At 56.4% G+C, this 23,495-nt stretch carries 29 protein-coding genes and 7 tRNA genes; 14 read left to right on the forward strand and 22 right to left on the reverse strand.

The window, feature by feature from the left end; genetic code table 11:
- Positions 1–2 precede the first annotated feature (2 nt).
- The 6 genes from F8N12_RS06850 (at position 3) to F8N12_RS06875 (ending at position 819) form a co-directional block, all read left to right on the forward strand.
- Positions 3–79, forward strand: a tRNA-Arg gene (locus F8N12_RS06850).
- 71 nt (positions 80–150) lie between these two features.
- Positions 151–227 (forward strand) — tRNA-Arg (locus F8N12_RS06855).
- A gap of 71 nt (positions 228–298) precedes the next feature.
- Positions 299–375, forward strand: a tRNA-Arg gene (locus F8N12_RS06860).
- 71 nt (positions 376–446) lie between these two features.
- Positions 447–523, forward strand: a tRNA-Arg gene (locus F8N12_RS06865).
- 71 nt (positions 524–594) lie between these two features.
- Positions 595–671, forward strand: a tRNA-Arg gene (locus F8N12_RS06870).
- A 71-nt stretch (positions 672–742) separates the two neighbouring features.
- Positions 743–819 (forward strand) — tRNA-Arg (locus F8N12_RS06875).
- A gap of 19 nt (positions 820–838) precedes the next feature.
- On the opposite strand, the gene F8N12_RS06880 is transcribed toward F8N12_RS06875, so the two are convergent.
- On the reverse strand, positions 839–1,357 hold the full coding sequence (locus F8N12_RS06880; RefSeq protein WP_150579780.1) for a cell envelope protein SmpA: 519 nt from the start codon (positions 1,355–1,357) through the stop codon (positions 839–841).
- A 322-nt stretch (positions 1,358–1,679) separates the two neighbouring features.
- Between F8N12_RS06880 and mgtE the strand changes: the two genes are divergently transcribed.
- A complete protein-coding gene (gene mgtE / locus F8N12_RS06885; protein ID WP_150579781.1) occupies positions 1,680–3,122 on the forward strand; it encodes a magnesium transporter in 1,443 nt (480 codons plus the stop codon).
- A 102-nt stretch (positions 3,123–3,224) separates the two neighbouring features.
- Here mgtE and F8N12_RS06890 read toward each other — a convergent pair whose 3' ends face one another.
- The 3 genes from F8N12_RS06890 to F8N12_RS06900 all read right to left on the reverse strand — a co-directional run bounded on the left by F8N12_RS06890 (position 3,225) and on the right by F8N12_RS06900 (position 4,449).
- The gene (locus tag F8N12_RS06890) at positions 3,225–3,551 is read right to left on the reverse strand and encodes an Arc family DNA-binding protein (protein WP_028620557.1); all 327 of its coding nucleotides are present in this window, start codon (positions 3,549–3,551) and stop codon (positions 3,225–3,227) included.
- A gap of 462 nt (positions 3,552–4,013) precedes the next feature.
- Positions 4,014–4,193 (reverse strand): PA3371 family protein, encoded by a 180-nt coding sequence (locus tag F8N12_RS06895; protein ID WP_150579782.1) that lies wholly within the window; start codon positions 4,191–4,193, stop codon positions 4,014–4,016.
- A 22-nt stretch (positions 4,194–4,215) separates the two neighbouring features.
- Positions 4,216–4,449, reverse strand: a complete 234-nt coding sequence (locus F8N12_RS06900) for a hypothetical protein (RefSeq protein WP_150579783.1) — start codon at positions 4,447–4,449, stop codon at positions 4,216–4,218.
- Positions 4,450–4,738: 289 nt separating this feature from the next.
- Here F8N12_RS06900 and F8N12_RS06905 point away from each other — a divergent pair.
- Positions 4,739–4,815: transfer RNA gene (locus tag F8N12_RS06905), tRNA-Arg, on the forward strand.
- A gap of 618 nt (positions 4,816–5,433) precedes the next feature.
- On the opposite strand, the gene F8N12_RS06910 is transcribed toward F8N12_RS06905, so the two are convergent.
- From F8N12_RS06910 to F8N12_RS06930, 5 genes are all read right to left on the reverse strand, one after another.
- The gene (locus F8N12_RS06910; RefSeq protein ID WP_150579784.1) at positions 5,434–5,739 is read right to left on the reverse strand and encodes a hypothetical protein; all 306 of its coding nucleotides are present in this window, start codon (positions 5,737–5,739) and stop codon (positions 5,434–5,436) included.
- Positions 5,736–5,960 carry a hypothetical protein gene (locus tag F8N12_RS06915; protein WP_150579785.1) on the reverse strand — a complete coding sequence of 75 codons (225 nt, stop codon included), beginning with the start codon at positions 5,958–5,960 and terminating at the stop codon, positions 5,736–5,738. Before F8N12_RS06915 ends, F8N12_RS06910 begins: the two co-directional genes overlap by 4 nt.
- Positions 5,961–6,053: 93 nt before the next feature.
- Positions 6,054–6,272: a hypothetical protein gene (locus F8N12_RS06920; protein WP_150579786.1), complete on the reverse strand. Its 219-nt coding sequence runs from the start codon at positions 6,270–6,272 to the stop codon at positions 6,054–6,056.
- 357 nt (positions 6,273–6,629) lie between these two features.
- Positions 6,630–6,830, reverse strand: coding sequence for a hypothetical protein (locus F8N12_RS06925; RefSeq protein WP_150579787.1), 201 nt, complete (start codon positions 6,828–6,830; stop codon positions 6,630–6,632).
- A 273-nt stretch (positions 6,831–7,103) separates the two neighbouring features.
- Positions 7,104–7,484, reverse strand: a complete 381-nt coding sequence (locus tag F8N12_RS06930; RefSeq protein WP_150579788.1) for a hypothetical protein — start codon at positions 7,482–7,484, stop codon at positions 7,104–7,106.
- Positions 7,485–7,951: 467 nt separating this feature from the next.
- Here F8N12_RS06930 and F8N12_RS06935 point away from each other — a divergent pair, with 467 nt between their 5' ends.
- From F8N12_RS06935 to F8N12_RS06950, 4 genes are read left to right on the forward strand one after another with little or no spacing between them, the layout of a single operon-like run.
- Positions 7,952–8,344, forward strand: coding sequence for a hypothetical protein (locus F8N12_RS06935; RefSeq protein WP_150579789.1), 393 nt, complete (start codon positions 7,952–7,954; stop codon positions 8,342–8,344).
- A complete protein-coding gene (locus tag F8N12_RS06940; RefSeq protein WP_150579790.1) occupies positions 8,298–8,657 on the forward strand; it encodes a hypothetical protein in 360 nt (119 codons plus the stop codon). The genes F8N12_RS06935 and F8N12_RS06940 overlap by 47 nt, the downstream gene beginning before the upstream one ends.
- 3 nt (positions 8,658–8,660) lie before the next feature.
- Positions 8,661–9,239, forward strand: a complete 579-nt coding sequence (locus tag F8N12_RS06945) for a tail assembly protein (RefSeq protein ID WP_412072133.1) — start codon at positions 8,661–8,663, stop codon at positions 9,237–9,239.
- Positions 9,240–9,286: 47 nt separating this feature from the next.
- A complete protein-coding gene (locus F8N12_RS06950) occupies positions 9,287–9,721 on the forward strand; it encodes a hypothetical protein (protein WP_150579791.1) in 435 nt (144 codons plus the stop codon).
- Positions 9,722–9,821: 100 nt separating this feature from the next.
- On the opposite strand, the gene F8N12_RS06955 is transcribed toward F8N12_RS06950, so the two are convergent.
- Both F8N12_RS06955 and F8N12_RS06960 read right to left on the reverse strand, forming a co-directional pair.
- Positions 9,822–10,496 carry a hypothetical protein gene (locus F8N12_RS06955; protein WP_150579792.1) on the reverse strand — a complete coding sequence of 225 codons (675 nt, stop codon included), beginning with the start codon at positions 10,494–10,496 and terminating at the stop codon, positions 9,822–9,824.
- Complete coding sequence (locus F8N12_RS06960) at positions 10,496–11,344, reverse strand: hypothetical protein (protein ID WP_150579793.1); 849 nt, start codon at positions 11,342–11,344, stop codon at positions 10,496–10,498. Before F8N12_RS06960 ends, F8N12_RS06955 begins: the two co-directional genes overlap by 1 nt.
- A 238-nt stretch (positions 11,345–11,582) precedes the next feature.
- On the opposite strand from F8N12_RS06960, the gene F8N12_RS06965 reads away from it, so the two are divergent.
- Positions 11,583–12,194: a recombinase family protein gene (locus F8N12_RS06965; RefSeq protein ID WP_150579794.1), complete on the forward strand. Its 612-nt coding sequence runs from the start codon at positions 11,583–11,585 to the stop codon at positions 12,192–12,194.
- Here F8N12_RS06965 and F8N12_RS06970 read toward each other — a convergent pair.
- The 3 genes from F8N12_RS06970 to F8N12_RS06980 form a co-directional block, all read right to left on the reverse strand.
- Positions 12,191–12,553, reverse strand: coding sequence for a hypothetical protein (locus F8N12_RS06970; protein ID WP_224787675.1), 363 nt, complete (start codon positions 12,551–12,553; stop codon positions 12,191–12,193). The two genes, F8N12_RS06965 and F8N12_RS06970, sit on opposite strands and share 4 nt — an antisense overlap.
- Before the next feature lie 97 nt (positions 12,554–12,650).
- On the reverse strand, positions 12,651–12,887 hold the full coding sequence (locus F8N12_RS06975; RefSeq protein WP_080115813.1) for a helix-turn-helix domain-containing protein: 237 nt from the start codon (positions 12,885–12,887) through the stop codon (positions 12,651–12,653).
- Positions 12,888–13,005: 118 nt separating this feature from the next.
- The gene (locus tag F8N12_RS06980; protein ID WP_150579796.1) at positions 13,006–13,206 is read right to left on the reverse strand and encodes a helix-turn-helix domain-containing protein; all 201 of its coding nucleotides are present in this window, start codon (positions 13,204–13,206) and stop codon (positions 13,006–13,008) included.
- 92 nt (positions 13,207–13,298) lie between these two features.
- Between F8N12_RS06980 and F8N12_RS06985 the strand changes: the two genes are divergently transcribed.
- Positions 13,299–13,868: a hypothetical protein gene (locus tag F8N12_RS06985; RefSeq protein WP_224787676.1), complete on the forward strand. Its 570-nt coding sequence runs from the start codon at positions 13,299–13,301 to the stop codon at positions 13,866–13,868.
- Here F8N12_RS06985 and F8N12_RS06990 read toward each other — a convergent pair.
- The 8 genes from F8N12_RS06990 to F8N12_RS07025 form a co-directional block, all read right to left on the reverse strand.
- Positions 13,865–15,076 (reverse strand): site-specific integrase, encoded by a 1,212-nt coding sequence (locus F8N12_RS06990; protein ID WP_150579798.1) that lies wholly within the window; start codon positions 15,074–15,076, stop codon positions 13,865–13,867. The two genes, F8N12_RS06985 and F8N12_RS06990, sit on opposite strands and share 4 nt — an antisense overlap.
- A gap of 313 nt (positions 15,077–15,389) precedes the next feature.
- On the reverse strand, positions 15,390–16,862 hold the full coding sequence (locus F8N12_RS06995) for an aldehyde dehydrogenase family protein (protein ID WP_150579799.1): 1,473 nt from the start codon (positions 16,860–16,862) through the stop codon (positions 15,390–15,392).
- Positions 16,855–17,682 (reverse strand): ABC transporter permease, encoded by an 828-nt coding sequence (locus F8N12_RS07000; protein ID WP_150579800.1) that lies wholly within the window; start codon positions 17,680–17,682, stop codon positions 16,855–16,857. Before F8N12_RS07000 ends, F8N12_RS06995 begins: the two co-directional genes overlap by 8 nt.
- Before the next feature lies 1 nt (position 17,683).
- Positions 17,684–18,601, reverse strand: a complete 918-nt coding sequence (locus F8N12_RS07005; protein WP_150579801.1) for an ABC transporter permease — start codon at positions 18,599–18,601, stop codon at positions 17,684–17,686.
- 23 nt (positions 18,602–18,624) lie between these two features.
- Entirely contained in the window at positions 18,625–19,767 is a 1,143-nt protein-coding gene (locus F8N12_RS07010) for an ABC transporter substrate-binding protein (RefSeq protein ID WP_150579802.1), read from the reverse strand.
- A gap of 39 nt (positions 19,768–19,806) precedes the next feature.
- Positions 19,807–20,952 carry an ABC transporter ATP-binding protein gene (locus tag F8N12_RS07015; protein WP_412072134.1) on the reverse strand — a complete coding sequence of 382 codons (1,146 nt, stop codon included), beginning with the start codon at positions 20,950–20,952 and terminating at the stop codon, positions 19,807–19,809.
- Between the two features lie 87 nt (positions 20,953–21,039).
- A complete protein-coding gene (locus F8N12_RS07020) occupies positions 21,040–21,888 on the reverse strand; it encodes a response regulator transcription factor (protein WP_150579804.1) in 849 nt (282 codons plus the stop codon).
- A gap of 202 nt (positions 21,889–22,090) precedes the next feature.
- Positions 22,091–23,395 (reverse strand): NAD(P)/FAD-dependent oxidoreductase, encoded by a 1,305-nt coding sequence (locus F8N12_RS07025; RefSeq protein ID WP_191623126.1) that lies wholly within the window; start codon positions 23,393–23,395, stop codon positions 22,091–22,093.
- Positions 23,396–23,495 lie beyond the last annotated feature (100 nt).

A 23,495-nucleotide genomic window follows, 5' to 3' on the forward strand; every position in this document is an offset into this window, starting at 1 on the left:
ATGCACTCGTAGCTCAGCTGGATAGAGTACTCGGCTACGAACCGAGCGGTCACAGGTTCGAATCCTGTCGAGTGCACCATTTAAGAGTTGTTTGCAGCAATGCAAATGACTTGGCTTCAACCAGTTGTGATCTGGTATAAAACCACATATGCACTCGTAGCTCAGCTGGATAGAGTACTCGGCTACGAACCGAGCGGTCACAGGTTCGAATCCTGTCGAGTGCACCATTTAAGAGTTGTTTGCAGCAATGCAAATGACTTGGCTTCAACCAGTTGTGATCTGGTATAAAACCACATATGCACTCGTAGCTCAGCTGGATAGAGTACTCGGCTACGAACCGAGCGGTCACAGGTTCGAATCCTGTCGAGTGCACCATTTAAGAGTTGTTTGCAGCAATGCAAATGACTTGGCTTCAACCAGTTGTGATCTGGTATAAAACCACATATGCACTCGTAGCTCAGCTGGATAGAGTACTCGGCTACGAACCGAGCGGTCACAGGTTCGAATCCTGTCGAGTGCACCATTTAAGAGTTGTTTGCAGCAATGCAAATGACTTGGCTTCAACCAGTTGTGATCTGGTATAAAACCACATATGCACTCGTAGCTCAGCTGGATAGAGTACTCGGCTACGAACCGAGCGGTCACAGGTTCGAATCCTGTCGAGTGCACCATTTAAGAGTTGTTTGCAGCAATGCAAATGACTTGGCTTCAACCAGTTGTGATCTGGTATAAAACCACATATGCACTCGTAGCTCAGCTGGATAGAGTACTCGGCTACGAACCGAGCGGTCACAGGTTCGAATCCTGTCGAGTGCACCAAACACCAAAAAGCCTGCGTCTAACGCGGGCTTTTTGCTGTCCGGGATTTGGCTTTTTCTCTGGTGCAGCCTCTCTCGTCAAATTCGATGTGTGCGCTGCGACCTCGCTTGGTGGCGTACCGATAGGTTGTGGCGGAATTGCGAATGCTAACCTTGTCGGGTTTGCCCATTGCGCTTTCCACCTCTTGCAGGGTCATGCCGGCGACAATCCGCTGATTGATGATTGCTTCACGTCGCTCTCTGGCGCTGGTCAGGTTGCCGCATTTGTCCTCGATACTGCCGACGACTGTCGGCTCGCGCCTTTTAAACGTCATACCGGATGTTTCTCGCGACTCCGCTTCCGGCATCAATCCCACGACAGATCCCGGCGTAAAAGTGCGCACCTCCTGAACCAACAAACTTTCCCCGGCAGCGCAGCTCAGTGTCGTGAACGTAACGCGTCCATCGCTGGCTTCGCATCGGTGCACAGAGCTCGCGCTTGCTGCAAACGACAGGCAGGGCAGGGCTGTCAGCAAAAGATATCGGATAATAGGTGGCATACGAGCGTCCTCCATGACGGTGTGCTGCGAAGCGTAGCCGCTACATTTTTCCGCGCCGGTGTGTTTTCTTTTCCGGATGAGTCGTCGCATTTGCAGGCATCAGGAGGCTGCTCAGGTTTGTCTCGCAAGCGCTTGTTTAAGCCGCGATTTTTTAACGTTAAAAACCGTTGGGCGGTGTATCATTGCGCCCGTCAGCCCCGCCGGGGCTTGTGGAATACCTCCATGGACTTACCCAGTAGTTACTCAGTAAACCGTTTTTCCAATCATGAATTGACTGATTGATCCTTCCGGCGTGCCCCGCTGCTGGGAGTGGAGTTCGCCTATGTCTGAAGTTGAAGTAAAGAAAACACAAGAAAGCCTGCAGGACCGCCTCGCTCAGGTCGTTGAGCTGTTGCAGCGTCAGCGCGTGGTCGAAGACCTGACGCATCGCCAGGACGGCCCAAATAACGACCGTATCGAGAACCTGGTTCATCGACAGAACCTGGTCGAGCTGCAACGCAAGCTTGATGACCTGCACTCCGCCGACGTCGCCTACATCCTCGAAGCCTTGCCGCTGGACGAGCGCCTGACGCTGTGGCAGCTGGTCAAAGCTGATCGCGATGGCGACATCCTGCTCGAAGTGTCCGACTCGGTGCGCGAAACGCTGATCGCCGACATGGACGATCATGAGCTGCTGGCCGCCGCCAAAGACATGGACGCCGACGAACTCGCTGACCTGGCTTCCGAGCTGCCGCGAGATGTCGTCCATGAGCTCATGGAAACTCTCGATAGCCAGCAGCGCGAACGCGTTCGCTCGGCCTTGTCCTATGACGAGGAGCAGGTCGGTGCGCTGATGGACTTCGAGATGGTGACGATCCGTGAGGATGTCAGTCTGGAAGTCGTATTGCGCTACCTGCGCCGTCTCAAGGAATTGCCGGGCCATACCGACAAGTTGTTTGTGGTCGATTACGACGGCGTGCTCAAGGGCGTGTTGCCGATCAAGCGTCTGCTGGTCAACGATCCGGACAAGCAAGTGGCTGAGGTCATGGCCAGCGACCCGGTGAGTTTTCATCCCGACGAAGATGCCTACGACGCCGCACAGGCATTTGAACGTTATGACTTGATCTCGGCTCCCGTCGTTGACAAGAACGGCAAGCTCATCGGCCGTCTGACCATCGATGAAATGGTCGACCTGATTCGTGAAGAGAGCGAAAACGAAGTGCTCAACATGGCGGGTCTGCGTGAAGAGGAAGACATTTTTGCCTCGGTCTGGAAGTCCCTGCGTAACCGTTGGGCCTGGCTGGCAGTCAATCTGGTCACTGCCTTCCTTGCTTCTCGAGTCATCGGTCTGTTTGAAGGTTCGATCGAGAAACTGGTAGCGCTGGCGGCGTTGATGCCGATCGTGGCCGGTATCGGCGGCAATTCGGGTAACCAGACCATCACCATGATTGTTCGAGCCATGGCGCTGGATCAGGTGAGCACCGGTAATACATCACGTCTGATGCGCAAGGAACTGGCAGTCGGCTTGATCAACGGTCTGGTCTGGGGTGGGGTGATCGGTGTCGTCGCCTATCTGCTGTATGACAGCTGGTCTCTGGGCGTGGTGATGACCGCAGCAATGACACTCAATCTCTTGCTTGCCGCTTTGATGGGCGTGTTGATTCCCATGACGCTGGTGAGGCTGGGTCGCGATCCGGCGATGGGTGCCAGCGTGATGATCACCGCGATGACCGACAGCGGCGGCTTCTTCATCTTCCTGGGGCTGGCGACAATTTTCCTGCTCTGATTTGAAGTGCCAAAAAAACCCGCCAGATCAGCGGGTTTTTTTTACCTGAAATTCGGACAAAAAAAAGCCGGCAATCAAGCCGGCTTTAAGCGTTCGGGTGTATCAGGAAGCGTCTGCGGCCAATTCTGCGTCGTGAGCAATCAGCGAAACCAGAGCATTCTGCTGGCGGTGCGAGAGCTGACGGAAACGTTGCAGCAATTCACGTTCGTGGAGTGACAGCTCCGGGCTGTCCAGGCGCATGCTAAGTTCTTCGCCCAGTGCACCTTCCTGAATAAGGCTTTGCTCGAGGCGCGCGATGATTTCGGAGTTCATGCTGCGATGATGATTGCGAGCCACCTCGGCAATGCGTTCACGCATTCCGTCTGGCAGACGTACGACGAACTTGTCAGCCGTACGGCTGGAATAAATTGCCTGTTTCAATGGGCGCATATATTTAACCGGTTAGTTCAGGGGAGCGGTTCTCGGGATTGGCCGCAGGATGTCTGATAGGACAAGAACTCTGGCCAAATGTTCAACCTGAATTGATAAGGGCTCGCATCATGCCTCAAAGCAGCCAGTTCGTTGGCGTCAATTCTGTGACAAATATTGAACTGAATAGCGGCTATATGCCAGCACCAATTGTCAGAAATGCGGACTGGTTGGAAATCTGCACGCATCCACATCACTGCCGCGTCCAGCTGTACCGCGCATGCAAAGACGCATAGCGGTGCAGGCTTTGCGGATTCGACCACCGTTCCCTACGTTATAGAGGATAGTGGCATATGGCCGAATTACTAGTGGCAGTTTGGCAAAGACCAGAAATCATTATGGATGGCAGATAGCAAGCGCCCAAGGCGGCCAGAGAGTGACCGGGTCTCGAAGGCTGGCGGGGGGAAAGGAGTTGCAGCGAAATCAGCGCAGTACCGGATCAAATTTGAATTTGCGCCCGGCTATCAGCGCCAGAAGGAAGAAAGTCGAGAAGATGCCGCACGCGATCAGAGGCAGAGTCAGCACCGAGGTCTGAACGATAGCGAAATGAATCGCACCGCTCAGAAGGGCCAAGATGAAAAATCCCGCGGCTGATTTGGACATGCTTTGCTCCTGAAAATATCAATCAAAATACCAAACGGTCGGAAGTTGGCGCGACCGGCAGGGAGCTTTGCTCACTGACTTCCTGGCCGATGAATCCACGGTGATTATTCATGACAGCCAACTGAGGCGCCTTTTGGACCTGGAGGTAATGCGGCATGTGCTGGGCTACCGGATCGGTGCTGTTATCCGGGGCGAAATGAAAACCCACCAAAACTGCCAGTGCGACCGCATTCGAGAGTACAAGGGCGCTGTTCATGAGGATGACCTCCGTTTTCTTTGTAAACAGCTAAAGCAGCCTCCGTGCCAACAGTCTAACCCCTATTAAATCCTTTAAAAACAGTAGATTAGCGTAATTTTTGCCACTCGATGCGTTGCGTTTTGCACGGCGACGATTTCAGTGTCATGCAAATTGCACGGCGGGCTATTTCCGCTTCGCTATATGCCTGTTGCCTACACTTAAAAGGCCCTACGGACTACATGACAAAAACAGGTATGACCGTTACCATGCACGCCGTCCATCGCTGCTGATTTGCGATGCGACTTGTGTCTCAGTAGCTCAATTGGATAGAGCATCCCCCTCCTAAGGGGAAGGTTGCAGGTTCGAACCCCGCCTGGGACACCATATAATTCAAGGGCTCCAGCGTTTTGCACGAACTAGCCAAAAGGCTCATGGGTGCAGAGCGGGTGCAGTAGGAAAGTAACGCCTGTTCATGGCTGGCTCCACCGGGATCTGGCCAAGCCTTTAAATCCGCTCTGAATTTCGAATTCTTCTAGTCCAAAAATTGGACAGCACCAGTCCAAAAATTGGACCTAGGTTTTCCGGTTGGGTCTGGTTGCAGAGCGGCACCGAATTAACGGTCCAAAAAATGGACTGCTAACGGCCTTTTTGAATGTTTTGTTAGTCCAAAAATTGGACACCCTTATAATTTACCATCCATCCGAACCATTCTTTCCCTTGCTGAGGGTCACCGCTGAGGCTGTCCGTGTGTGCTCGATCGTGTGACGGGCAGAGTGGTGAGAACGCCACGCTGTGTTGAAACCTACACACTGTGTTGATTCCGACACGCTCGGGGCTGCTCGCGTAATTACCAGATGCCCCAGAATTGGTTCATGGTCGGATTTGAGATCCATCCAAAACTGGATGCATCTCCGAGACAGACCACATGGGCCGATTCGGACCTGGGAAGGCACCACCCCGCTACAGGGTGGTGCCTGGCCATACTACGAAGGTTTCGTGGTTTCAGTCATCGATGCCCGGCCGCTTGCCGACTTCACCCCATGCCGAGCCCACGTGGCGATGCTTCCAGCAGAAGTTGCCGCTGAACGTGCGGATCTGCTCCAGGTGTCGCGCGATTTCGCAGGCCAGCTCGTTATCGTAGCCGCCCATCGCCGGCACCACGAAGGCGAGGAGGATTTTGTCGAGGCGCTGCATCTCCTCCCGGGCAAAGTTCATCGAGCACATATCGCGGCCATCGAGGACGGCTGTTTCCGAAACGACCTGGCCTTCGATGTGCTCGAGGTCGATGACCATCAGTTCACGGTTCATACGGCACCCCCTTCAACTACCGGAAAGTCGGTAGTTAGCATGACTGCCCAATTGATCGCGCAGTTGTAGGAGAGGATGGCCAGCACCTGAGAGAGCCCGGCCGGCGTGCGTGGGTTAGCGATCGTGCCCATTGCGAAGGCAAGGAGCTCTAAAACCACTGCCGTCTCGGCGATGATGTCTTGATTTTCGGTGCCGTTAGTGGCATTTTGATACAGTTGCATGACGTGTCCCTCAAAGTTGCGTCGTGTGGCAGCCTTCCCGGTGTTAGCGCACCGGGTTGGCACCTATTCAGATTGGCAAAACTCTTTGCCGGTCTACTGCTTACCCTTCTCCGCGATCCAGCCCGCCGCCCAGCTCAATGGGTCCTTCGACGCCATCGGCTTGAGTGGCTTCCCGTCGCGTGCTGCCTGCTTACCCTCCTCCTCTGTCTCTTTGTGAATCCAAAGTGCGGTTAGCTTGTAGCCCGCTGCCCGCTGGCGTTCTTTGAATGCCCTCTGCCGCAAAGCGTTGGGATTTTCTGGTTGGTCTGCCATCTGCCTTCCTGATTACTAGTAACGTGGAGCAATCTTGCCATTGGGTTACTAGTAATGCAATAGGGGGATGCAAAATAATTGCAGGCCCCTTGTTAGGAACTGTTAGGGCGATCGCATTCAAGTGAATGAGATGTCGGAAATATTTCCCGCATCTACCAGCGCCAGACCCCGAAGTTTTGGGAGCTGCTGATGTCACGGGATCGCGTGCTATCTACCCAGTAGATGGGTAGTTTCGCGACCAGGTCGTAAAAGGGAGTTTTCCACCATTGGTGGGGGTCTCCCTCAAATTGAGGAAAAGTCGCCGAAGAGTACAGATGTGCTCCAACCTCGGATTGAGGCTGAACGAATCGTTCACCCCTACAGGCGCATCTGACGAATCACCTGGCGCGGGTCGGCACCGGTAGAGATCGCTGATATCGCGTCCCGGGTGAGCTGGTCGAGTGCTTGTTCCTCGAATGCCGCCGCCATGGAAGCAGCTTTGCGCACGATCAGCACGGCCAGCTCTTGGGGAAACTCCACAGCCGGCGGTGGAAGGTAGTCGCAGTCGATGACGGACACGGGAATCTCCTCAGATTTGAGTGCATCAGGTCAGGCCTGACAGCAGGTCGGAACAGGCGTTGCTGGACCGCAAGCGCTATTGTGATCGTCTGTCACGTTTAAACGTGGGGTGTTACATCGCCGGCGGAGGATCTATCCAAAGCTGGATGCATTAATCCGCGACACGTTTCGCAAATCAGCAAATTGTGTCGCGACATCTGAACAACCGAATGGGAGACGAGGCGGAACGTTTAGAATCACCAACGAACCATATTTAGAATGGCCAAAAGCAGACTACTTACACGACAGCCTCCGCTTTATCCCCTCCTGCCCGCGCATCTCGTCTCCTACGGTGGGTTTGAAACGAGCGGTGTATTCCTCCCACTCCTGCGTTTCGAGTTTCACATCAGTAACGGTCAGCTCTGCCCCGCGACCTTGCAAAGCCGCCCCGAAGCTTTCGTAGCCCACATAAGCACCATATCCATTTTTCGCATTTAGCTTGCCGCACGCACGCTTGCCATCAGCCGATATCGTGAAATCTGCGAATTGAACAGCCTCCGGATCTTTGAAAGCCGATGCGACGCCTTTTTTCGCCGCTTCGACGGTCAGCTGAAGCTGATCTTCACATCCACTCAACATCAAAGTGCACACAGCAAGTAGAGCAAGCCTTCTCATGCAAACGATTCCTAATAGTTTTTTTGGTTGTGTTGTTGCGAGGTTTGGAGTGCTTGCGGTTGGGTATCGCCAATAGCGCACTTACTCAAACAGAGCAATATCGAAATGATACTACCAACTTCGATGCCAGCGTCTTGAACCTCGCCTGATCTAGATGGTTTTAAATTCGTACCACTTTGGCTCGTATCGATTTACTGCAACGGAGAGAGCTCCCTAAATACTCCGTAACCCAGCTATTTCAGTCTGGTTAAGTCCGGATGCGTGTAGCACCTTAAGTGCGCCCATAAAGCACTGTCTAAATCCACAGATGACGCCTAATGTGAGCTTTGTACGGCTTCCATACGTCATTGAGGATCAATCATGTCAGCCACCATCAAGCCCCGTGGACCGCAGGCCAAGCCAACTGCAGAGATGCTCAAGAACACCGCTGACGACGACGAAGACGCAGCCGCTTAAGAGGGTTGCGCATGACCACCGCCAAGATCCGTCGAATGCTGCAGGTCATGCGCGACCGGCTCAAACCCAGCGAACTGCTGATTATTACCATCCCGCCAGACAGTCAGGCGCCAGTCACTCACTGGACCGTGAGCCTGGACCTGGCAGGACGGTACAAGAATATTGCTATGGCATGTAACGCATCTATGGCGGCCGAGATTGCCCAGCACCTCCACGACCTCGACAGAAGCACGCAGAGGATGGCGGTAATGTTCCCAGAGCATTCAGAGCCGAAATCCGATTTCTACATCACGCCTGCGATAGGCGCCACAGCCGAGCAGCTCGCTCGCGAGGCCCTCCGTGGCACAAGGAGACAGCATGACCGAAAACCAGCAGCGTTTCGCCCTGGCCTGCAAGACCGCTGACTTCGAGGCCCATCCCGGCACGCTGGGCGGTTGCAAGGTCTGGGGAGTGAGCGACATTGTAAAGGGTGGTCGAGACCAATTCGACGGCCCGTATTTTACCGAGGAAGAGGCAAAAATATCTGCTGAGCTCTGGAAGTCTGTACCTGGCCGACGGTGCGCGCGGGCAGACGCCTCGATCCACTGCGCTGCCTGGAATCCAAACCCAGCACGCGAGAAAGCCATCAGAGACGACGCAATGGCATCACGCTTGATCTTGGCCGAACAGCTCGGCATGGAATTCCCAAAACAAAGCGCCCAGGGCGCCCAGGGGTAACTTATGGCAATGCTGGCAGTGGCAAAAACACGAATCCTGCTCAGTGGCTCGCTCGCGAGGCTGTTCGGACGTGAACACCTTTATGAATTGTCCACGGGGGACGTGCGCGAGTCCGTGCGGGCGATCGATGTTAATCACCCTGGATTTATGAAGTACTTGGCAGACGCAAGGATAAAGGGGCTCGACTTTGCCATTTTTCGAAACAGACGGAACGTCGCTGAAAATGAGCTGGGCATGGGCGGAGCCAAGGAAATACGGATTGTTCCGGTGATTGCTGGCAGTAAGCGCGCCGGATTGCTTCAGACCATCATTGGCATTGCGCTCATTGTTGCAAGTCCGTTCACCAACGGCGCCACGCTCGCACCTGGGATCGCCATGGTGGCCGGCGGGGTCATCCAGATGCTGAGCCCCCAAGCCAGTGGATTGAGGCAAAGCGGACAGCCCGAAAACATGCCCAGTTACGCTTTCGGCTCGGCACGAAACACCACGGCCAGCGGCAACCCTGTGCCTCTCTGCATTGGGTACCGCCGGTGGGGCGGCGCGATCATCAGCGCCGGGATTTACGCTGAAGACCAGATGTGAAGGCTATATGCCAGTGGTACAGTGCTGGCTTCACCACGGGAGTTTTTATGTACAGGATCGCCATTGCCTTCACCCTCGCCGCCTTGGTCTCGGGCTGCTCAAGCACACCTGTAGATCAATCGACAGCGAAGAAGGTGCCGGCTGCCAGGACACTTGCCTACCAAGCCAATGTCCCGGGCGGAGCCACGCTCATCATCAGTCGCGATAATGGATTTTGGGCCTCAGGCGGATGCATGGCCACCGTGCTGGTCGATGGCAAGAAGGCCGCCCGAATAGACACCGGTGAGGTCGTCCGCTTTGAGGTGAAGCCAGGCCGACACATTGTCGGAATAGCCGGCGACGACAACGGCAAGGGACTATGCGCCATGCAGATTGGCCAGCCAGTCAAAGAGATCGCCACCGATGTGGCCGCCGGCGAGGTGCAGAGGTTCAGGATATCCGGTACGCAGAGCGGTACCGACATCCGCCCGAGCTCTATTTAAACGTCTATGTGTGTAGATCACCACAGCATGTTAAAACTCAAAACGCTGTGGCGCACGGTGACACGGGAAACAGCGAGCGTGTAAACCGGGGAAAGCGGACCTATTTTTGCAACGTGTCGGAAAAACTAGTACGAATATCGGTTAGCTCTCCTGCTGAGTACTTCACCGCTACGAAGTACGGAAGCAGACTCTCTATGAAAAAATGAAATGATGACCAGGTTATGACAATAAAAACAATTACACCAACGAGTACTACACCAGTATTTATCCAGCTAAATGGCAGGATTAAAACGGTTGCTAGAGAGATAATCAAAAACAGTTCGGCGAGTGAGCGAACCCTTCTAATCCTTTTTTGATTCCTTTCTATTTCAACTTTAGCGCCAAGCCCTAGCGCTCTCTTGCGTAAATCATCATTTTTGTGCTCATGAAATATTATTGTCATTTCTATGATTAGAAGCTGAAAATCAGATTTCAACGTGAACATATAAAACAAGCCTTCAGACAGCTTCCTAGATATCCAGATCACTAGTACGACGAAAGCAATCGAATACAGAACCTGGAGCATCGTCAAAGAGGGGATGGCCCCGTCGGACATATCTATTATCGCCTTCAGTTTTACATTTGCCAGACCATTTACAATGTTGAGCCCCGTCCCATCGACGCCGATGCGAACGCACACAACAAAAAAAAGCCAGCTGAATATATTCGCGAGGCCAAATTTAAAGCCGAGCTCCTCATCATAGCGAGCCTTGCAGTATTCAATTAGCTTATCCATTACGCTAGACCGATAAAAAAGACGTCTCCGCCCTTCGCGTCATAAGCGCCACCTTCAAAGATTGGGCTTCCAATAAAATGCATAGGCATAGACACACCAAGGTAAGTCTTAATGAGCTCAAACTCTAAATCACTTCGATACTGAAGCTTGATCATTCTATCCGTAATTACATTTAATACTTTAGCAGATTTGTTGACAGCATCCAGCTCAGTTACCTTCACGGAAAAAATCAGGGGGTCACCGAGATACCTCCTAGAAACCAAGGAGTGAAAGTTCTCACTCGATACTCTATTGAACTTGAACGCTTGGGGAATATCAGTGCCCACGATTAGCTCAATTGTGCTTTGTCCTGAGTTTTTGTTCCTAACAACACCGATGAGTTGATCAATCTCCTTATTTATGGCGCGATCGCCATAAGGGTGCTGAGAAGCTGTAGGAATATAGTTCTCGTATGTCTGGGGGTCAATGATTCCCAGCCTAACTTGTTCCTCTCGTAGTGCAGACTGATTGGCAAGTGAGCCCGCGTTAATGAGAGCCTGAGTTCGCGACTTTTCTACAGCGGGGCTTACTGCGGACACGATCCTGGTAAGGGTTTGTTTGAGTCTTGGACTATTCTCAAAAAACTCAATGATGTAACCGCCATCACGCGGGGGACTAGACCACAATTCTGTCTCTGCATAATCCTCAGAAGAGAGGCGAGCATTCTTCCAGACCTCTCCGTAACGCACATCCAGGTGTGCCCGATTCACAGCTCCCTGAAGATGATGCAAGCTTTGACCTAGAGTACGGAGGCTCACCGTATGATTTCGGGTGATGTCACCTTCAAAATGGAGATGCAAATAGCTCATTCGTGCTTCCTTGCCATAGTAATGTCTTGTTGGTGCAGGCAGAGAGGCCTGAGCTTTCAATCTACACATACCTTCATCCGTTGGACATAGGCGATGGTATTAATTCGCCATCGTTTTGAGGTATGCCTGAGCTGATACGGGGAAATCTGCGTTTAATTCAACTTTTCGCTTGATATGTGACACTCAAAGTGCAACAGTATTAGTAAGACACCTAAACTGATACGGCAGGCACATCCCCATGTTCATCCGCGCATACCTCCGAGCATCGACCGAAGAGCAAGACGCCCGCCGCGCCCAGGCATCGCTTGAGCAGTTCGCGAGCGACCACAACAAGGTAATCGCCAGCGTGTACCTGGAGAATGCCAGCGGCGCGAGAGCCGATCGACCTGAGCTGCTCCGCTTGCTCAAGGATGCGCGCAAGGGTGACGTGCTGCTGGTCGAGTCAATCGACCGTCTGTCCCGTTTACCGGTGGACGACTGGCAGAAGCTCAAGGCTGCTATCGACTCCAAGGGCCTGCGCATCGTCGCGCTCGATCTGCCAACAAGTCATCAGGGAATGCAGGACACCAAAGGCGACGAGTTCACCGGCCGGATGCTGGGCGCGATCAACTCGATGTTGGTGGAGATGATGGCGGCCATTGCTCGCAAAGATTACGAGCAGCGACGTGAGCGCCAGGCGCAAGGGATTGAGAAGGCTAAGGCCGAGGGCAAGTATCAGGGGAGGCCGGTTGATGCGGACCTACACAAGCGCGTGAAAGAACTGTTAAAGGCCGGGCTAGGCATTCGCGCAACAGCCCGGCACGCTGACTGCTCTACCACTACCGTGCTCAGAATTCGGGATCTTGCCTAGCAGGCGAGTTTGCGCTTTGCCGTAGTGGTTGGCGCAAGATCAAGATCCTTGCCCGGGCACTCATCAATGGCGCTCCATGACAGCGCATAGAGTGCTGGCTTCGCTCCGTCCTTCGACCTGTCGTGCCCGCGGCTTTTGACGATAAGGTTGCGATCTACAAGCTCGCGAAGGGATGACGCGAGGGTGCCTTTGGCCATACCTCCCCAGTCAGCCATCATTGTGTGGGTCGCCGCCAAGTTGCCGTTATTTCGGCCGTTGTATTGGTAAGTCAGAAGGTCGAGAACCTTGCGGGCTGAGCCAGATAGTTCGCGGTAGTCCGGATGCGCCATTAGCGCCTTCGGGATCGCGGCGGCACCCATCGGGCCCCAGTCTAGCTTTGGCTTTCTCTTCGCCATTTAACAGCTCACAGGCAGACGCGGGGGCGCCCCAAAACCTTGGTAGCCCCGCTAATGGCAGTTAGGACGCTTCGCGCATCAAAATGTACTTCGCTACGCGGTGGGGCGGACGACCTGGCTCCGTAGACTGGTGCGTCCAATAGGTGCGGATTTCATGGCCCTGATTCCTGAGGCGTCGAATCGTGCTAGGAGGCTGGACGATATCCAAAATTTCAGCTGCCTCGATGGTTGATATTGGCCCATTGCGCAAAGCCTCAATCATCTTACGGTCTTGCTCGGTCGAAGAATGACGTGTCATAGTTTGCCCTTCACGTTGGTGCTACCCAGTGTGTTCTTGCTGAGGCGGTGTTCTAGCACCGTCTCAGCAATCTCCAGCGCGGCCCTGCGCAAATCCCCCTCCATATGCATCTCCCCGATCACCGTGCGCCGGCCTTCGCAGCACGCTCAATCCACGCTTTGAGCTCTGTCATCAGGATCAGCCGGCGGCGGCCAAGCTTGAATGCCTTCAAGTCACCCGAGGCGATCAGTTCATAAACTCCCGATCGGGAGTAGCTGACGATTCTTGCTGCGTCTTCGACGCTCACCGAAAGGGGGGCGATTTGCTGTGCTTGTTCCATAGATATCTCCAAATGCCCATCGAGGTTGATCGGGCGACAGGAGAATCCTATTGCTGTATTTGCTGTACGTCAACTGCAATCAGAAGCTGAGTATGAACGCATGGACTTCACTGGACGCAAAAGGTAGGATTCGATTTAAGCGTAAATTGACAGGTGCGGACGAGATGGCGAAGAACAAGCCCAGCCAGGGTGCACGGAAGACAGAGACGCTTACATTGCGACTCGACCCAAAGGTAAAACTGATGATCGAGCTTATATCTCGGATTCGCCGACAATCCATCACGGGAGTAGTTGAAGCTGCGATTGAGGAAATTGCCTTCGACCTAGATGCGCCCTTTGTACATGGTGGTGAAGCGCACCCCATGTCGCTACTTAGTGCCGTAAGCGAGGTCTGGTCAACGGACGAAAGTGAGCGATTCATCCAGCTCTGTCATTACCTACCTTCATTGATTACCTATGAGGAGCAGCGCCTATGGGAGACCATCAAGGCGTCGAAGTTCTTTCTCATTCCTGATGCGGGGGATAATGCCCAATATTGGGAAGTGTCGGGCGTAGGGCGAATTGATCGGCAGAATCTTCGACGCTGGTGGCAGGATCTATTGGGACATGTCGAGGACAACAAGGAGAGTAGAACTATTGTCCCCTTCGAGCCGCCATTCTAAATCAGTTCTACCGCCGCGGCTTTGGTGCCCGGCGCAAGGTGTGCATACCGCAGCGTCATCTTGATATCGGAGTGCCCCAGCAGATCCCGTACCGTGTTGAGCGGTACGCCAGCCATCACCAGGCGTGACGCGAAGTCGTGACGCATATCGTGCCATCGAAAGGCCTCGATACCTGCTCGCTCAAGCAGCTTTAGCCAAGCCGCTTTGACATCTTCCAGCCTCCCGCCTGCCTGACTCGGAAATACATACCGGGACTTGCCCGCCTGTTTCTTCCATGCCTCCAGCACCGCGACGACCTCTTTGTTCATTGGAATGTGCCGCGTGTCATTCGTCTTCGTTGTGTCGCCGGCCGCGGTGATCGTCTTCGTGGTGAAGTTCACAGCCGACCACTTGAGGTCGAATAGTTCGCCGCGTCTCATGCCGGTGTTCAGCGACACCAGAACCATCGGCTTGAGGTGGTCGGTAAATACTAGGTCGCGCAGGTCTGGGTACAGCTCTTGATTGCGATCAGTCCGCCACTTGTTCGCACTGTCTCGCTCATCACGCGCTTCGTCTTGGCGGGCATCCATAGCAGCGCGTAGGCGAATGTTCTCGTCATCTTCTAGGTAGCGAACTAACCCCATCGAATCAACCTTGAGCTGTTTCACCTTCGCCATTGGATGGACGCTGATGTACTCCCATTCAACGGCTCGGCTGAACACTCCGCTTATCGACCCCATTTTGCGATTGACCGTCGACGCCTTGTTGCCGCCTTGCATCCAGCCGGTACGGATCTGATCGAGGTCACGGCCGGTGATTACGTCGATGCGCTGAGCCATGATCAAAACGAAATTGTTGTCCAGCGTGTGCAGCGTCTTTTCGTCACCCTTGTAGTGAGCTTTGAACCACGGCATATAGGTGTCGTCGATAAAGTCACGGAGAGAGGGGAGGGTGGCACCCTTGCGGCCTTGGGTGATCGCTAGAGGCTCGCCATGCTCCCGCGCTTCGGAAAGGTATTTAGTTGCCTGTTGTCGAGCCTGATCAAGCGTGAGGACACCGACGCGGCCTAGCGCCTTCTTTCTGGCACGGCTCCACCTCACAACATAGGACTTGGCTCCGGCCGCTGTAACGCGCACGTAGAGGCCGGTCACGGTAGTATCGTGGACCTCATATTCGCTGCCAGTAACCTGCAGGGCGGACAGTAGTTTAACGGTTAACTTGTCTTTCACTTGGTGCTCGCGGGTGCGCTATGGGTGCAAAAATGACTATACGGGGCCGTTTGCTTGGACGCAACCGGACGATTAGGCCCGTATTTGCTGGGCCGCTCCTTTGTCCGTTGGCGGGTAAATGACCCTCCTAAGGGGAAGGTTGCAGGTTCGAACCCCGCCTGGGACACCATCATTCCGGCCTCTCAAGGCTGTCTCCTGACAGATCGTTTTTTCTGACAGCAGGGTGGCAGCAGCAGGCAAAAGAAAGCCCCGCCGGGCCATCCTCGAGCGGGGCTTTTTTATAGTTGCTCGGAATCTTTTGATCCGAAAGCAGCTATTTCAAATACCAGCCCCACGGCTGATCACCGATGTACTCGGTCACCTGTTTCACCTCCAGATAATTGTGTAATCCCCACTCGCCGAGTTCTCGGCCGATGCCGCTGTGTTTCATCCCGCCCCACGGCGCCTCGACGAAGGTCGGTTGCGAGCAGTTGATCCAGACAATCCCCGCCCGCAGTTGGTTGGCCACGCGTGCGGTGCGTTGCAAATCCGCGCTCATCACCGCGGCGGCGAGGCCGAAGCGGCTGGCGTTGGCCATTTGTACGGCTTGTTCTTCGGTCTTGAAGCGCTTGATGCACAGCACCGGACCGAACACTTCTTCGCGCCAGAGGATACTGCTGTGGCCAGGTTCATCGAAGATTGCCGGTTCGATGAAATAACCTTCAGGCAGATGCGTCGGCCGCCTGCCTCCAGTGAGCAGGCGGGCGCCACTGGCGAGGCCCTGATCGATGAAACCGAGGACTTTGTCGTGTTGGCCCTGGCTGACCAGCGGGCCGAGCAATACGCCCGTTTCCATCCCCGGGCCCATGGTGATCTTGCGGGTTTCTTCGACCAGCCTTTCGATCAATCGCGGGGCGATATTTTCCTGCACCAACAGACGAGACGTAGCGCTGCACACCTGGCCCTGGTTCCAGAAAATGCCGAACAGAATCCACTCCACAGCGGCTTCGATGTCGGCGTCGTTAAACACGATGAACGCAGACTTGCCGCCCAGTTCAAGACTGATGTTCTTGATGTCGCGCGCGGCTGCCGACATGATTTTCTGCCCGGTGGGCACGCTGCCGGTGAAGGCCAGTTTGTCCACCCCGGGATGCTCGGTCAGTGGACTGCCGGCATCGGCACCGAGCCCGGTGACCACGTTCAGCACCCCGGCCGGTAAACCGATGCGGTCGGCGGCCGCCGCCAGTTCCAGCGCCGAGAGCGGTGTCAGCTCTGAGGGTTTGAGCACCACCGTGGCGCCGGCGGCCAGGGCCGGCGCGACCTTCCAGGCGGCCATCAGCAGCGGGTAGTTCCAAGGAATGATCTGCCCTGCAACGCCAATCGGTTCATGGCGAATGCGGCAGCGAAAGCGTGCGTCCGGCAACGCCAGCGGTCGATCCTGCTGCTGATCCAGTTCGCGGGCCAGGCCAGCGTAGTAACGAAAGCAGCCGATGGCATCGCCGACATCCCATTGGGCTTCGGGCAATGGCTTGCCGTTGTCGCGCACTTCCAGTTCGGCCAGGGCCTGCTGGCCGCTTTCCAGTTCATCGGCCAATGCTTCCAGCCATTGCGCGCGCTCGGCGCCGGTGGTTTGGCTCCAGCCGTTATCGAATGCGCGCCGGGCGGCGCGCACCGCGTGATCGATGTCTTCTTCGGTGCCCGCCGCCACCCGATGGAAAACCTGTTCGGTGGCCGGATCGATGACATCCAGATAGCCACCCAGATCCGGGCTGACCCACTCTCCGTTGATGTAAAGCTGATCACGCATGGTCTGACTCCTGAACGCCGGTGCGGCGGTTTTGCAGAGAGCGGGAAGTGAATAGCAGCGCCAGTGAAGCGCAGATGATGACGGTCGAGACTGCGTTGATTTCCGGTGTCACGCCGCGGCGGATCGATGAGAAAATGTAAATCGGCAAGGTCGTTTCCGAGCCGGCGACGAAAAACGCGATGATGAAATCGTCGAAGCTGAAGGTGAACGCCAGCAGAAAGCCGGCCATGATCGCCGGGCTGATCTGCGGCAGGGTGACCCGCCAGAACGTTTGCATCGGCGGCGCGTAGAGGTCCGCCGAGGCTTCGAGCAAAGCCTTGTCCAGGGCGTCGACGCGGGTGCGCACGATCACCATGACCAGGGCCATGGTGAACAACGAATGCGCGGCGATCACGGTGAAGAACCCCATGTTCAAGCGCGGCACGCTTGGTATCCAGGTCGCCAGCAATGGGTTGATCACGTCGAACAGCGTGATGAACGCAATAAGTGTCGAGATACCGATGACGATCCCCGGCACGATGATCGCGCAGTAGGTCAGCGCATCAAACAACAGACGCACTTTCTTGCCCGCCCGCTGCAAGCCGAATACCGCCAAGGTCCCGAACAGGGTGGCGATGACCGCCGACGTAAAGGCAATCAACGCGCTATTGCCCAGCGCTTCCATGATGAACGGGTTGCCGAAGGCGCGACCAAACCACTGCACCGAACAGCATTCAAACGCGAGGCCACTGCGCCCGGCGTTGAAGCTGAACAGCACGATCAAGGCAATCGGCGCGTAGAGGAACAGGTACAGCGAAGTCGAATAGCTGCGCAGCCACATGTCACAGACCTCCATCGGCAGGGCGGCCGCCGTAGCGCGCCACCAGTTTCAGATACACACCGATGATCAGCAGCATCATCGCCACCAGGGTCATTGCCAACGCACTGCCGAAAGGCCAGTTGCGCGATTGCAGGAATAGATCGACCAATGCATTGCCGACGAAGAACACTTTGCCGCCACCGAGGATCGCCGGGATCAGGAATTCACCCATCAGCAGAATGAACACCAGCATCACCCCGGTAATGATCCCTGGCGCGGACAGCGGCAACGTGATCCGCCGAAAGCTTTCGAAAGCGCTGGCACCGAGGTCGGCCGAGGCTTCGAGCAGGCGTTTGTCGAGTTTTTCCAGGCTGACGTAAATCGGGAACACCATCAGCGGCAAGTAGCCGTAGACGATGCCGATCAACACCGCCCATGGCGTATTGATCAGCCGCACGTCTTCCAGGCCAAAGCTTGCGAGCAACGCCGGAATGCCCTTGCCGCTGAGGATGAAGATCCACGCGTACGTGCGGATCAGGAAACTGGTCCAGAACGGCACGATCACCAGCGTCAGCAACAGCGAGCGGTTGCGGGTGACCTTGACCGCCAGGAAGTACGCCAGCGGGTAAGCGGCTACCAGACACACCAGCGTGCCCAGCGGCGCCAGCATCAGCGTGTTGCTGAACGCTGCGCCACGCGAACCGAGGTTTAAATAATTGGCCAGGGTGAAGCCACCGGCGTAACCGCCCACGGCGCTGCGCTCGCCGAAACTGAAGACCAGGATGATCACCAGCGGCATCAACAACAGCAGCAGGAACCACAAGGTTGAAGGCAAGAGCATCAGCAGGGTGATCCGTCGGCCGAGGCTGCGCCGCTGGCGAACCTCGACTGACAGAACATGGCCCGGCGGCACCGTTTGCGGGTGAGCGGCGGTGTTCATGGGTGACTCCTTGTTGGCCATGATCAGGCAGACTTGAAGCGTGCCATCAGTTCGGCGCGCGCCGGGCTGGTGAGCGTTGCGGCGGCGCCGAACTCCAGCGGGCTGAGCGCTTCGGCGGCCGGGTACATGATCGGATCGTCGAGCATCGCGGCGGGCAGCAAGGCGTCGACGCGTTTGTCTCCGCTGGGGTAGCCGTGGCTCAACACTTCGAGCTTGTTGTGCTGCGGATCGAGCAGGTAGTTGATGAACGCGTAAGCCGCGTCCTTGTGCTCCGAGCTTTTCGGGATGGCGAAGAAATCACTCCACAGCTCGCCGCCTTCCTTGCCCAGTTCGAACTGCATCTTCGCGTTGTCGCGATGCAGCTGAGAGGCATCGCCGGTCCAGGACATCGCTAGCCAGGCATCGCCACTGCGCATCGACGGTTGAATATCGGAGTTGATCGCAAACAGGTGCGGCTTGACCTCGATCAGCAGTTTTTCGGCATCGGCCAGTTCTTTCGGGTCCAGAGAATTGAAGCTGTAGCCGAAGCTTTTCAGGGCGTTGCCAATAGCGGTCAACTGGTAATCGTGAACCATTGTCCGGCCGCTGGCAGGGCCTTTGGCGGCGGCCCAGAACTCTTTCCAGCTGGATGGGCCGTTCTTCAGTGTGCCGCTGTCGTAGAGCATGCCGGTGGTGCCCCAGTTTTTCGGCACTGCGTACACCTTGCCATCCACCGTGCCCTGGGCCATGAACTTTTGCTGGAACGCCGACGCATCGAAATTGGGAATGCGCGACAAATCCAGCGGCTCGATCAACCCCAGGCCCACGTAGGTACTGATGGTGTAGTTGGTCGGCACCAGCACGTCCCAGCCGCTGCCGCCGGCCTGCAACTTGGCGAGCATCTCTTCGTTGGAGCCGAATACGCTCATGGAGACACGGGCGCCGGTGGTTTTGGCGAAGGTGTCGAGGTTTTCCTGACTGTGATAGTTCGGCCACGTCGCCAGCGCCAGGCGATCGCCCAGCTTGGCCTGTTCGGCCGCTTGGGCACTGGATGTCAGCAGGCCGGGCACGTTGACGGCGACCACGGCTGCAGCAAGCCCCAGGCCGGTACGGCCAAGGAAATCGCGGCGGCTGATCGATCCGTTCTGCCAACTGCGCAGGGTTTTGATAAACGTCTTCTGGTCCATAACGCGCTCCACATCCGGTTGATGAATCGAGTCGATGATTTACAACGCCATGGCCAGGCCGTTGGCGTGATCCCAGCCGACGCTCACTGCCGCGCCGTGTTCGAATGCTTGAGTGCCGTGATCCTGCTGGCGCGGCACTCGCACGCACACCACTCCGAAGGCTGCGGTGCGTACGCGGTATTCGGTGGAATTGCCGAGGTAAATGCGATCTTCCACACAGCCGTGCAGCTTCACCTCTCGGGCCAGTTCGGCATTGGCGCCGGCGATGCTGATCAACTCCGGGCGCACGGCAATGCAACCGGCGGCGTCGGCGCTCAAGGCTTTGCCGGTGGGCGTCAACGGGCTAGTCAATTCCAGGCCTTGTTCGGTACGCAGCACCACAGAATTGCCGTGCAGGTGGCGAACAGTGCCATTGAACAGATTGGATTCACCGATGAAGTCAGCGACGTAACGGCTGGCCGGGGATTCATAAAGCTGTTCCGGGGTGGCGGTCTGAATGATCGAACCGTTGTGCATCACGCTGATGCTGTCACTCATCGACAAGGCTTCTTCCTGGTCATGGGTGACCAGCACAAACGTGATGCCGACCTCGCGTTGCAGGCGCAACAATTCGGATTGCATTTCCTTGCGCAACTTGCGATCAAGCGCCGCCAGTGGCTCGTCGAGCAGCAACACGGTCGGCTTGTTGACCAGCGCCCGCGCGAGGGCGACGCGTTGCTGTTGGCCACCGGACAGCTCACTGGGTTTGCGTTGGCCGAAGCCGCTGAGCCGTACCATTTCCAGTGCTTCGTCGGCCATGCGCAGCTGGGTTTTCCTGTCCGGCCGTGGCGAGCGATAGCGCAGGCCATAGGCGATGTTCTGCGCCACCGTCAGGTGCGGGAACAGCGCGTAATGCTGGAACACCATGTTCACCGGTCGCTCGAATGCCGGTACACCGGCGACGCTTTTGCCGGCCAGGCGCACTTCACCGCTGGTGGGTTGTTCGAAGCCGGCGATCATGCGCAGGGTGGTGGTTTTGCCGCAGCCCGAACCGCCGAGGAAGGAATGGAACGAGCCACGGCGTACCGCGAAATTCAGGCCATCGACGGCCGACACCTCGCCATAACGTTTGACCACGTTGCAGAATTCGATGTCGCTTGGCGTGTTGTCATTCACGGTGCGGGCTCCCTTGCAGTGATGAATCATCGCGTCGGGAGCCAAACTAGCAATCGGGGTTTTGCGCTGTATATATCCCTTGGGGGATAGGGGCCGCTTCAAGTGGCAAGTGGCACGTTACAAATTGACGGCGCGGCTGCGGTTGTCTTGCAGCTTGTCGCTTGAAGCTTGAAGCTGATTTTCTGTGAGATCGCGGATAAACAAGCCGAGCAATTCCGACTGGCTGCAGATGCCGAGTTTGGCGTAGATGTTCTTGCGGTGAATCTTCACCGTACCGGGACTGATGCTCAGTTGTTCGGCCACCGAGGCACTGGAGTGGCCGCGCAGCAGCAGCTGGACAATCTCCTGTTCACGGCCAGTGAGAATGTGCGCGCCGAACTGATCGAAAGCTTCGCGGATCTTGAAGTCGAGGTCGTGTGCCGGACGTGGCTCTTGTGCCTGACGCAAGCGCCACGCCTCGTTGATCACCTGTTCAACGACCGTTTGCGCGCACTCGATCAGCTGCATCTCCTCACGGCTGAACGCGCAGCTCGCCGAGGAGCGCATCAACGAGAAGACCGCCATGGCGCCGCCGCCGAGTTCGACGAAAAACGCCACTTCTTCAGCCAGACCGGTTTGCTGGTAATAGGTCAGGTAGTACTCGCCAAGGTAGAAGTGATCGGGGGCGAACTGGCGCAACCGCCACAGCCCGGGCGCCTGTCCGCGAATGCAGGCGAGGTAGAACGGATCGAGCAGATACGGCCCGCACTGATAGTCATCGACGTACACCGCACGCTTGTCGGCCGCAAAGGTATCGAACAAGGCCAACGGACGGTGATTGCCTTCGTAGACGAACAGGACGAAATGGTCGACAGGGCACACCTGACGCAACCAATGGCTTAACGCCGCTAACCGTGCGTGTCCCGCGGGCAGGTCAAGCAGATGGGCGACACCGGTGATCCACAGTTTGAGTTCCTTGGGGCGCATGGCGATTTCAGGCAAGAGTGGAGTGGGTTGAGATGCACGAATTACGCCATGGTTGTACGCGCCCGACGGGGCGGGGCGAGCTACGGCACGTCGCTGAAAAGTCGCACCGTAACAGCGCCCAATGTTACCGAGTGCCACACGGTTGGTAGCAGAATGGATGCATACAAGGAGGGTCAGCTTGGCAAGTCGCAGAGCCGGGACCTCAGCGCAGCTTTTCCAGCATCTGGTAGTACCACATGCCTGCCGCCAGCATCGGGTTACCGAAGATGTCACCGAGCGGCACCCTGATGTGCTTGCAACTGGCGAAGGTATCGAAACGGCCAAGGCTGCCTGTGATCGCTTCGGCCATGATTTCGCCCATGATATGGCTGGTGGCGATGCCGTGCCCCGAATAGCCCTGGCAGTACCAGACGTTGTTCGACAGCTTGCCGAGCTGGGGAATGCGGTTCACCACGATGCCCATGGCGCAGCTCCACTGGTAGTCGATGTCCACACCCTTGAGCTGTGGAAATGTGCGTTCGATACAGGGGCGCAGTTCGCCGGCGATGTCTCGTGAGTCACGTCCGGAGTAGTTGGCGCCGCCACCAAACAGCAAGCGGCCGTCGGCGGTCATGCGGTAATAGTCGAGGACAAAACGACAGTCGTAGACGGCCAGATCTTGTGGGTTGAGTTGTCGGGCCAGGTCGCCCAACGGCGTGGTGGTGACGATGCCGCCCATCGCCGGGAAGATTTTGCCCTTGAGCTGTTTGGGTTCCAGCGTGTGGTAGACGTCACCGGCCAGCATCACCTGTTTCGCATTGACTCGACCCTGTGCAGTGATGACCGCCGGGCGTTCACCGTGGACGATCTCCAGCACTTCGGAGTGCTCGAAGATCTGCACACCCAGGCTTTCTGCCGCAAGTGCCTCGCCGATGCACAGGTTGAGCGGGTGCAGGTGCAGATTTCGGGTGTTCTTCAGCGCCCCCAGATACTGCTCGCTTGCCAGGTGGTTTCGCACTTCGGCGCGGTCCAGCAAGGTGACGCTGTCACCCAGTCCGCGGCGCTGGGCCTCATCATGGAAGCTGCGCAGCTCGTTCATGTGTGCGGGTTTCATTGCCGCGTGCAGATGGCCGTGCTTGAGGTCGCAGTCGATGCCGTACCTGGCGACCCGAGACTCGATAATTTCCTGGCCGCGCCAGCGCAGGCGCCAGATGAAATCGTCCACTTGTGTGCCGCGCGACTGGCGCATCTGCTTGCGCATGGCCTCGTCGCCAGACAGGCTGCTGGTGACCTGACCGCCATTGCGACCGCTCGCCCCCCAGCCGATTTTGTGAGTTTCGATCAGGGCGACTTTGAGACCGCGCTCCGCCAGTTCAACCGCGCTGGCAACGCCAGTGAACCCGCCGCCGATGATGACGACGTCAACACTCACCTCACCCTGTAAGGTCGGGTAATCGGTCTCATGCTTGAGGGTTGCGCTGTAATAGGACTGCGTCCGCTCTGCGGCGGGAATGACGGCTTGATTCATGGCGGTCATGGCTTCGCTCTTCATTGAATTGTGTTCGGCCGTGTTCGGCAACGGTTTCACATGAATGCGAGTGCTGCGTCTGGTGGGCGCGCATGACGGC

The sequence above is a fragment of the Pseudomonas fluorescens genome, assembly GCF_902497625.1.
In the GTDB taxonomy this organism is placed as follows: Bacteria; Pseudomonadota; Gammaproteobacteria; order Pseudomonadales; family Pseudomonadaceae; genus Aquipseudomonas; species Aquipseudomonas fluorescens_BQ.

Excerpts from the sequence above, each read along its gene's own strand:
- F8N12_RS06880 (WP_150579780.1), bottom strand. The coding sequence starts at position 1,357 with ATGCCACCTATTATCCGATATCTTTTGCTGACAGCCCTGCCCTGCCTG.
- mgtE (WP_150579781.1), top strand. The coding sequence starts at position 1,680 with ATGTCTGAAGTTGAAGTAAAGAAAACACAAGAAAGCCTGCAGGACCGC.
- F8N12_RS06890 (WP_028620557.1), bottom strand. The coding sequence starts at position 3,551 with ATGCGCCCATTGAAACAGGCAATTTATTCCAGCCGTACGGCTGACAAG.
- F8N12_RS06895 (WP_150579782.1), bottom strand. The coding sequence starts at position 4,193 with ATGTCCAAATCAGCCGCGGGATTTTTCATCTTGGCCCTTCTGAGCGGT.
- F8N12_RS06900 (WP_150579783.1), bottom strand. The coding sequence starts at position 4,449 with ATGAACAGCGCCCTTGTACTCTCGAATGCGGTCGCACTGGCAGTTTTG.
- F8N12_RS06910 (WP_150579784.1), bottom strand. The coding sequence starts at position 5,739 with ATGAACCGTGAACTGATGGTCATCGACCTCGAGCACATCGAAGGCCAG.
- F8N12_RS06915 (WP_150579785.1), bottom strand. The coding sequence starts at position 5,960 with ATGCAACTGTATCAAAATGCCACTAACGGCACCGAAAATCAAGACATC.
- F8N12_RS06920 (WP_150579786.1), bottom strand. The coding sequence starts at position 6,272 with ATGGCAGACCAACCAGAAAATCCCAACGCTTTGCGGCAGAGGGCATTC.
- F8N12_RS06930 (WP_150579788.1), bottom strand. The coding sequence starts at position 7,484 with ATGAGAAGGCTTGCTCTACTTGCTGTGTGCACTTTGATGTTGAGTGGA.
- F8N12_RS06935 (WP_150579789.1), top strand. The coding sequence starts at position 7,952 with ATGACCACCGCCAAGATCCGTCGAATGCTGCAGGTCATGCGCGACCGG.
- F8N12_RS06940 (WP_150579790.1), top strand. The coding sequence starts at position 8,298 with ATGACCGAAAACCAGCAGCGTTTCGCCCTGGCCTGCAAGACCGCTGAC.
- F8N12_RS06945 (WP_412072133.1), top strand. The coding sequence starts at position 8,661 with ATGGCAATGCTGGCAGTGGCAAAAACACGAATCCTGCTCAGTGGCTCG.
- F8N12_RS06950 (WP_150579791.1), top strand. The coding sequence starts at position 9,287 with ATGTACAGGATCGCCATTGCCTTCACCCTCGCCGCCTTGGTCTCGGGC.
- F8N12_RS06955 (WP_150579792.1), bottom strand. The coding sequence starts at position 10,496 with ATGGATAAGCTAATTGAATACTGCAAGGCTCGCTATGATGAGGAGCTC.
- F8N12_RS06960 (WP_150579793.1), bottom strand. The coding sequence starts at position 11,344 with ATGAGCTATTTGCATCTCCATTTTGAAGGTGACATCACCCGAAATCAT.
- F8N12_RS06965 (WP_150579794.1), top strand. The coding sequence starts at position 11,583 with ATGTTCATCCGCGCATACCTCCGAGCATCGACCGAAGAGCAAGACGCC.
- F8N12_RS06970 (WP_224787675.1), bottom strand. The coding sequence starts at position 12,553 with ATGGGTGCCGCCGCGATCCCGAAGGCGCTAATGGCGCATCCGGACTAC.
- F8N12_RS06975 (WP_080115813.1), bottom strand. The coding sequence starts at position 12,887 with ATGACACGTCATTCTTCGACCGAGCAAGACCGTAAGATGATTGAGGCT.
- F8N12_RS06980 (WP_150579796.1), bottom strand. The coding sequence starts at position 13,206 with ATGGAACAAGCACAGCAAATCGCCCCCCTTTCGGTGAGCGTCGAAGAC.
- F8N12_RS06985 (WP_224787676.1), top strand. The coding sequence starts at position 13,299 with ATGAACGCATGGACTTCACTGGACGCAAAAGGTAGGATTCGATTTAAG.
- F8N12_RS06995 (WP_150579799.1), bottom strand. The coding sequence starts at position 16,862 with ATGCGTGATCAGCTTTACATCAACGGAGAGTGGGTCAGCCCGGATCTG.
- F8N12_RS07000 (WP_150579800.1), bottom strand. The coding sequence starts at position 17,682 with ATGTGGCTGCGCAGCTATTCGACTTCGCTGTACCTGTTCCTCTACGCG.
- F8N12_RS07005 (WP_150579801.1), bottom strand. The coding sequence starts at position 18,601 with ATGAACACCGCCGCTCACCCGCAAACGGTGCCGCCGGGCCATGTTCTG.
- F8N12_RS07010 (WP_150579802.1), bottom strand. The coding sequence starts at position 19,767 with ATGGACCAGAAGACGTTTATCAAAACCCTGCGCAGTTGGCAGAACGGA.
- F8N12_RS07015 (WP_412072134.1), bottom strand. The coding sequence starts at position 20,952 with ATGATTCATCACTGCAAGGGAGCCCGCACCGTGAATGACAACACGCCA.
- F8N12_RS07020 (WP_150579804.1), bottom strand. The coding sequence starts at position 21,888 with ATGCGCCCCAAGGAACTCAAACTGTGGATCACCGGTGTCGCCCATCTG.
- F8N12_RS07025 (WP_191623126.1), bottom strand. The coding sequence starts at position 23,395 with ATGAATCAAGCCGTCATTCCCGCCGCAGAGCGGACGCAGTCCTATTAC.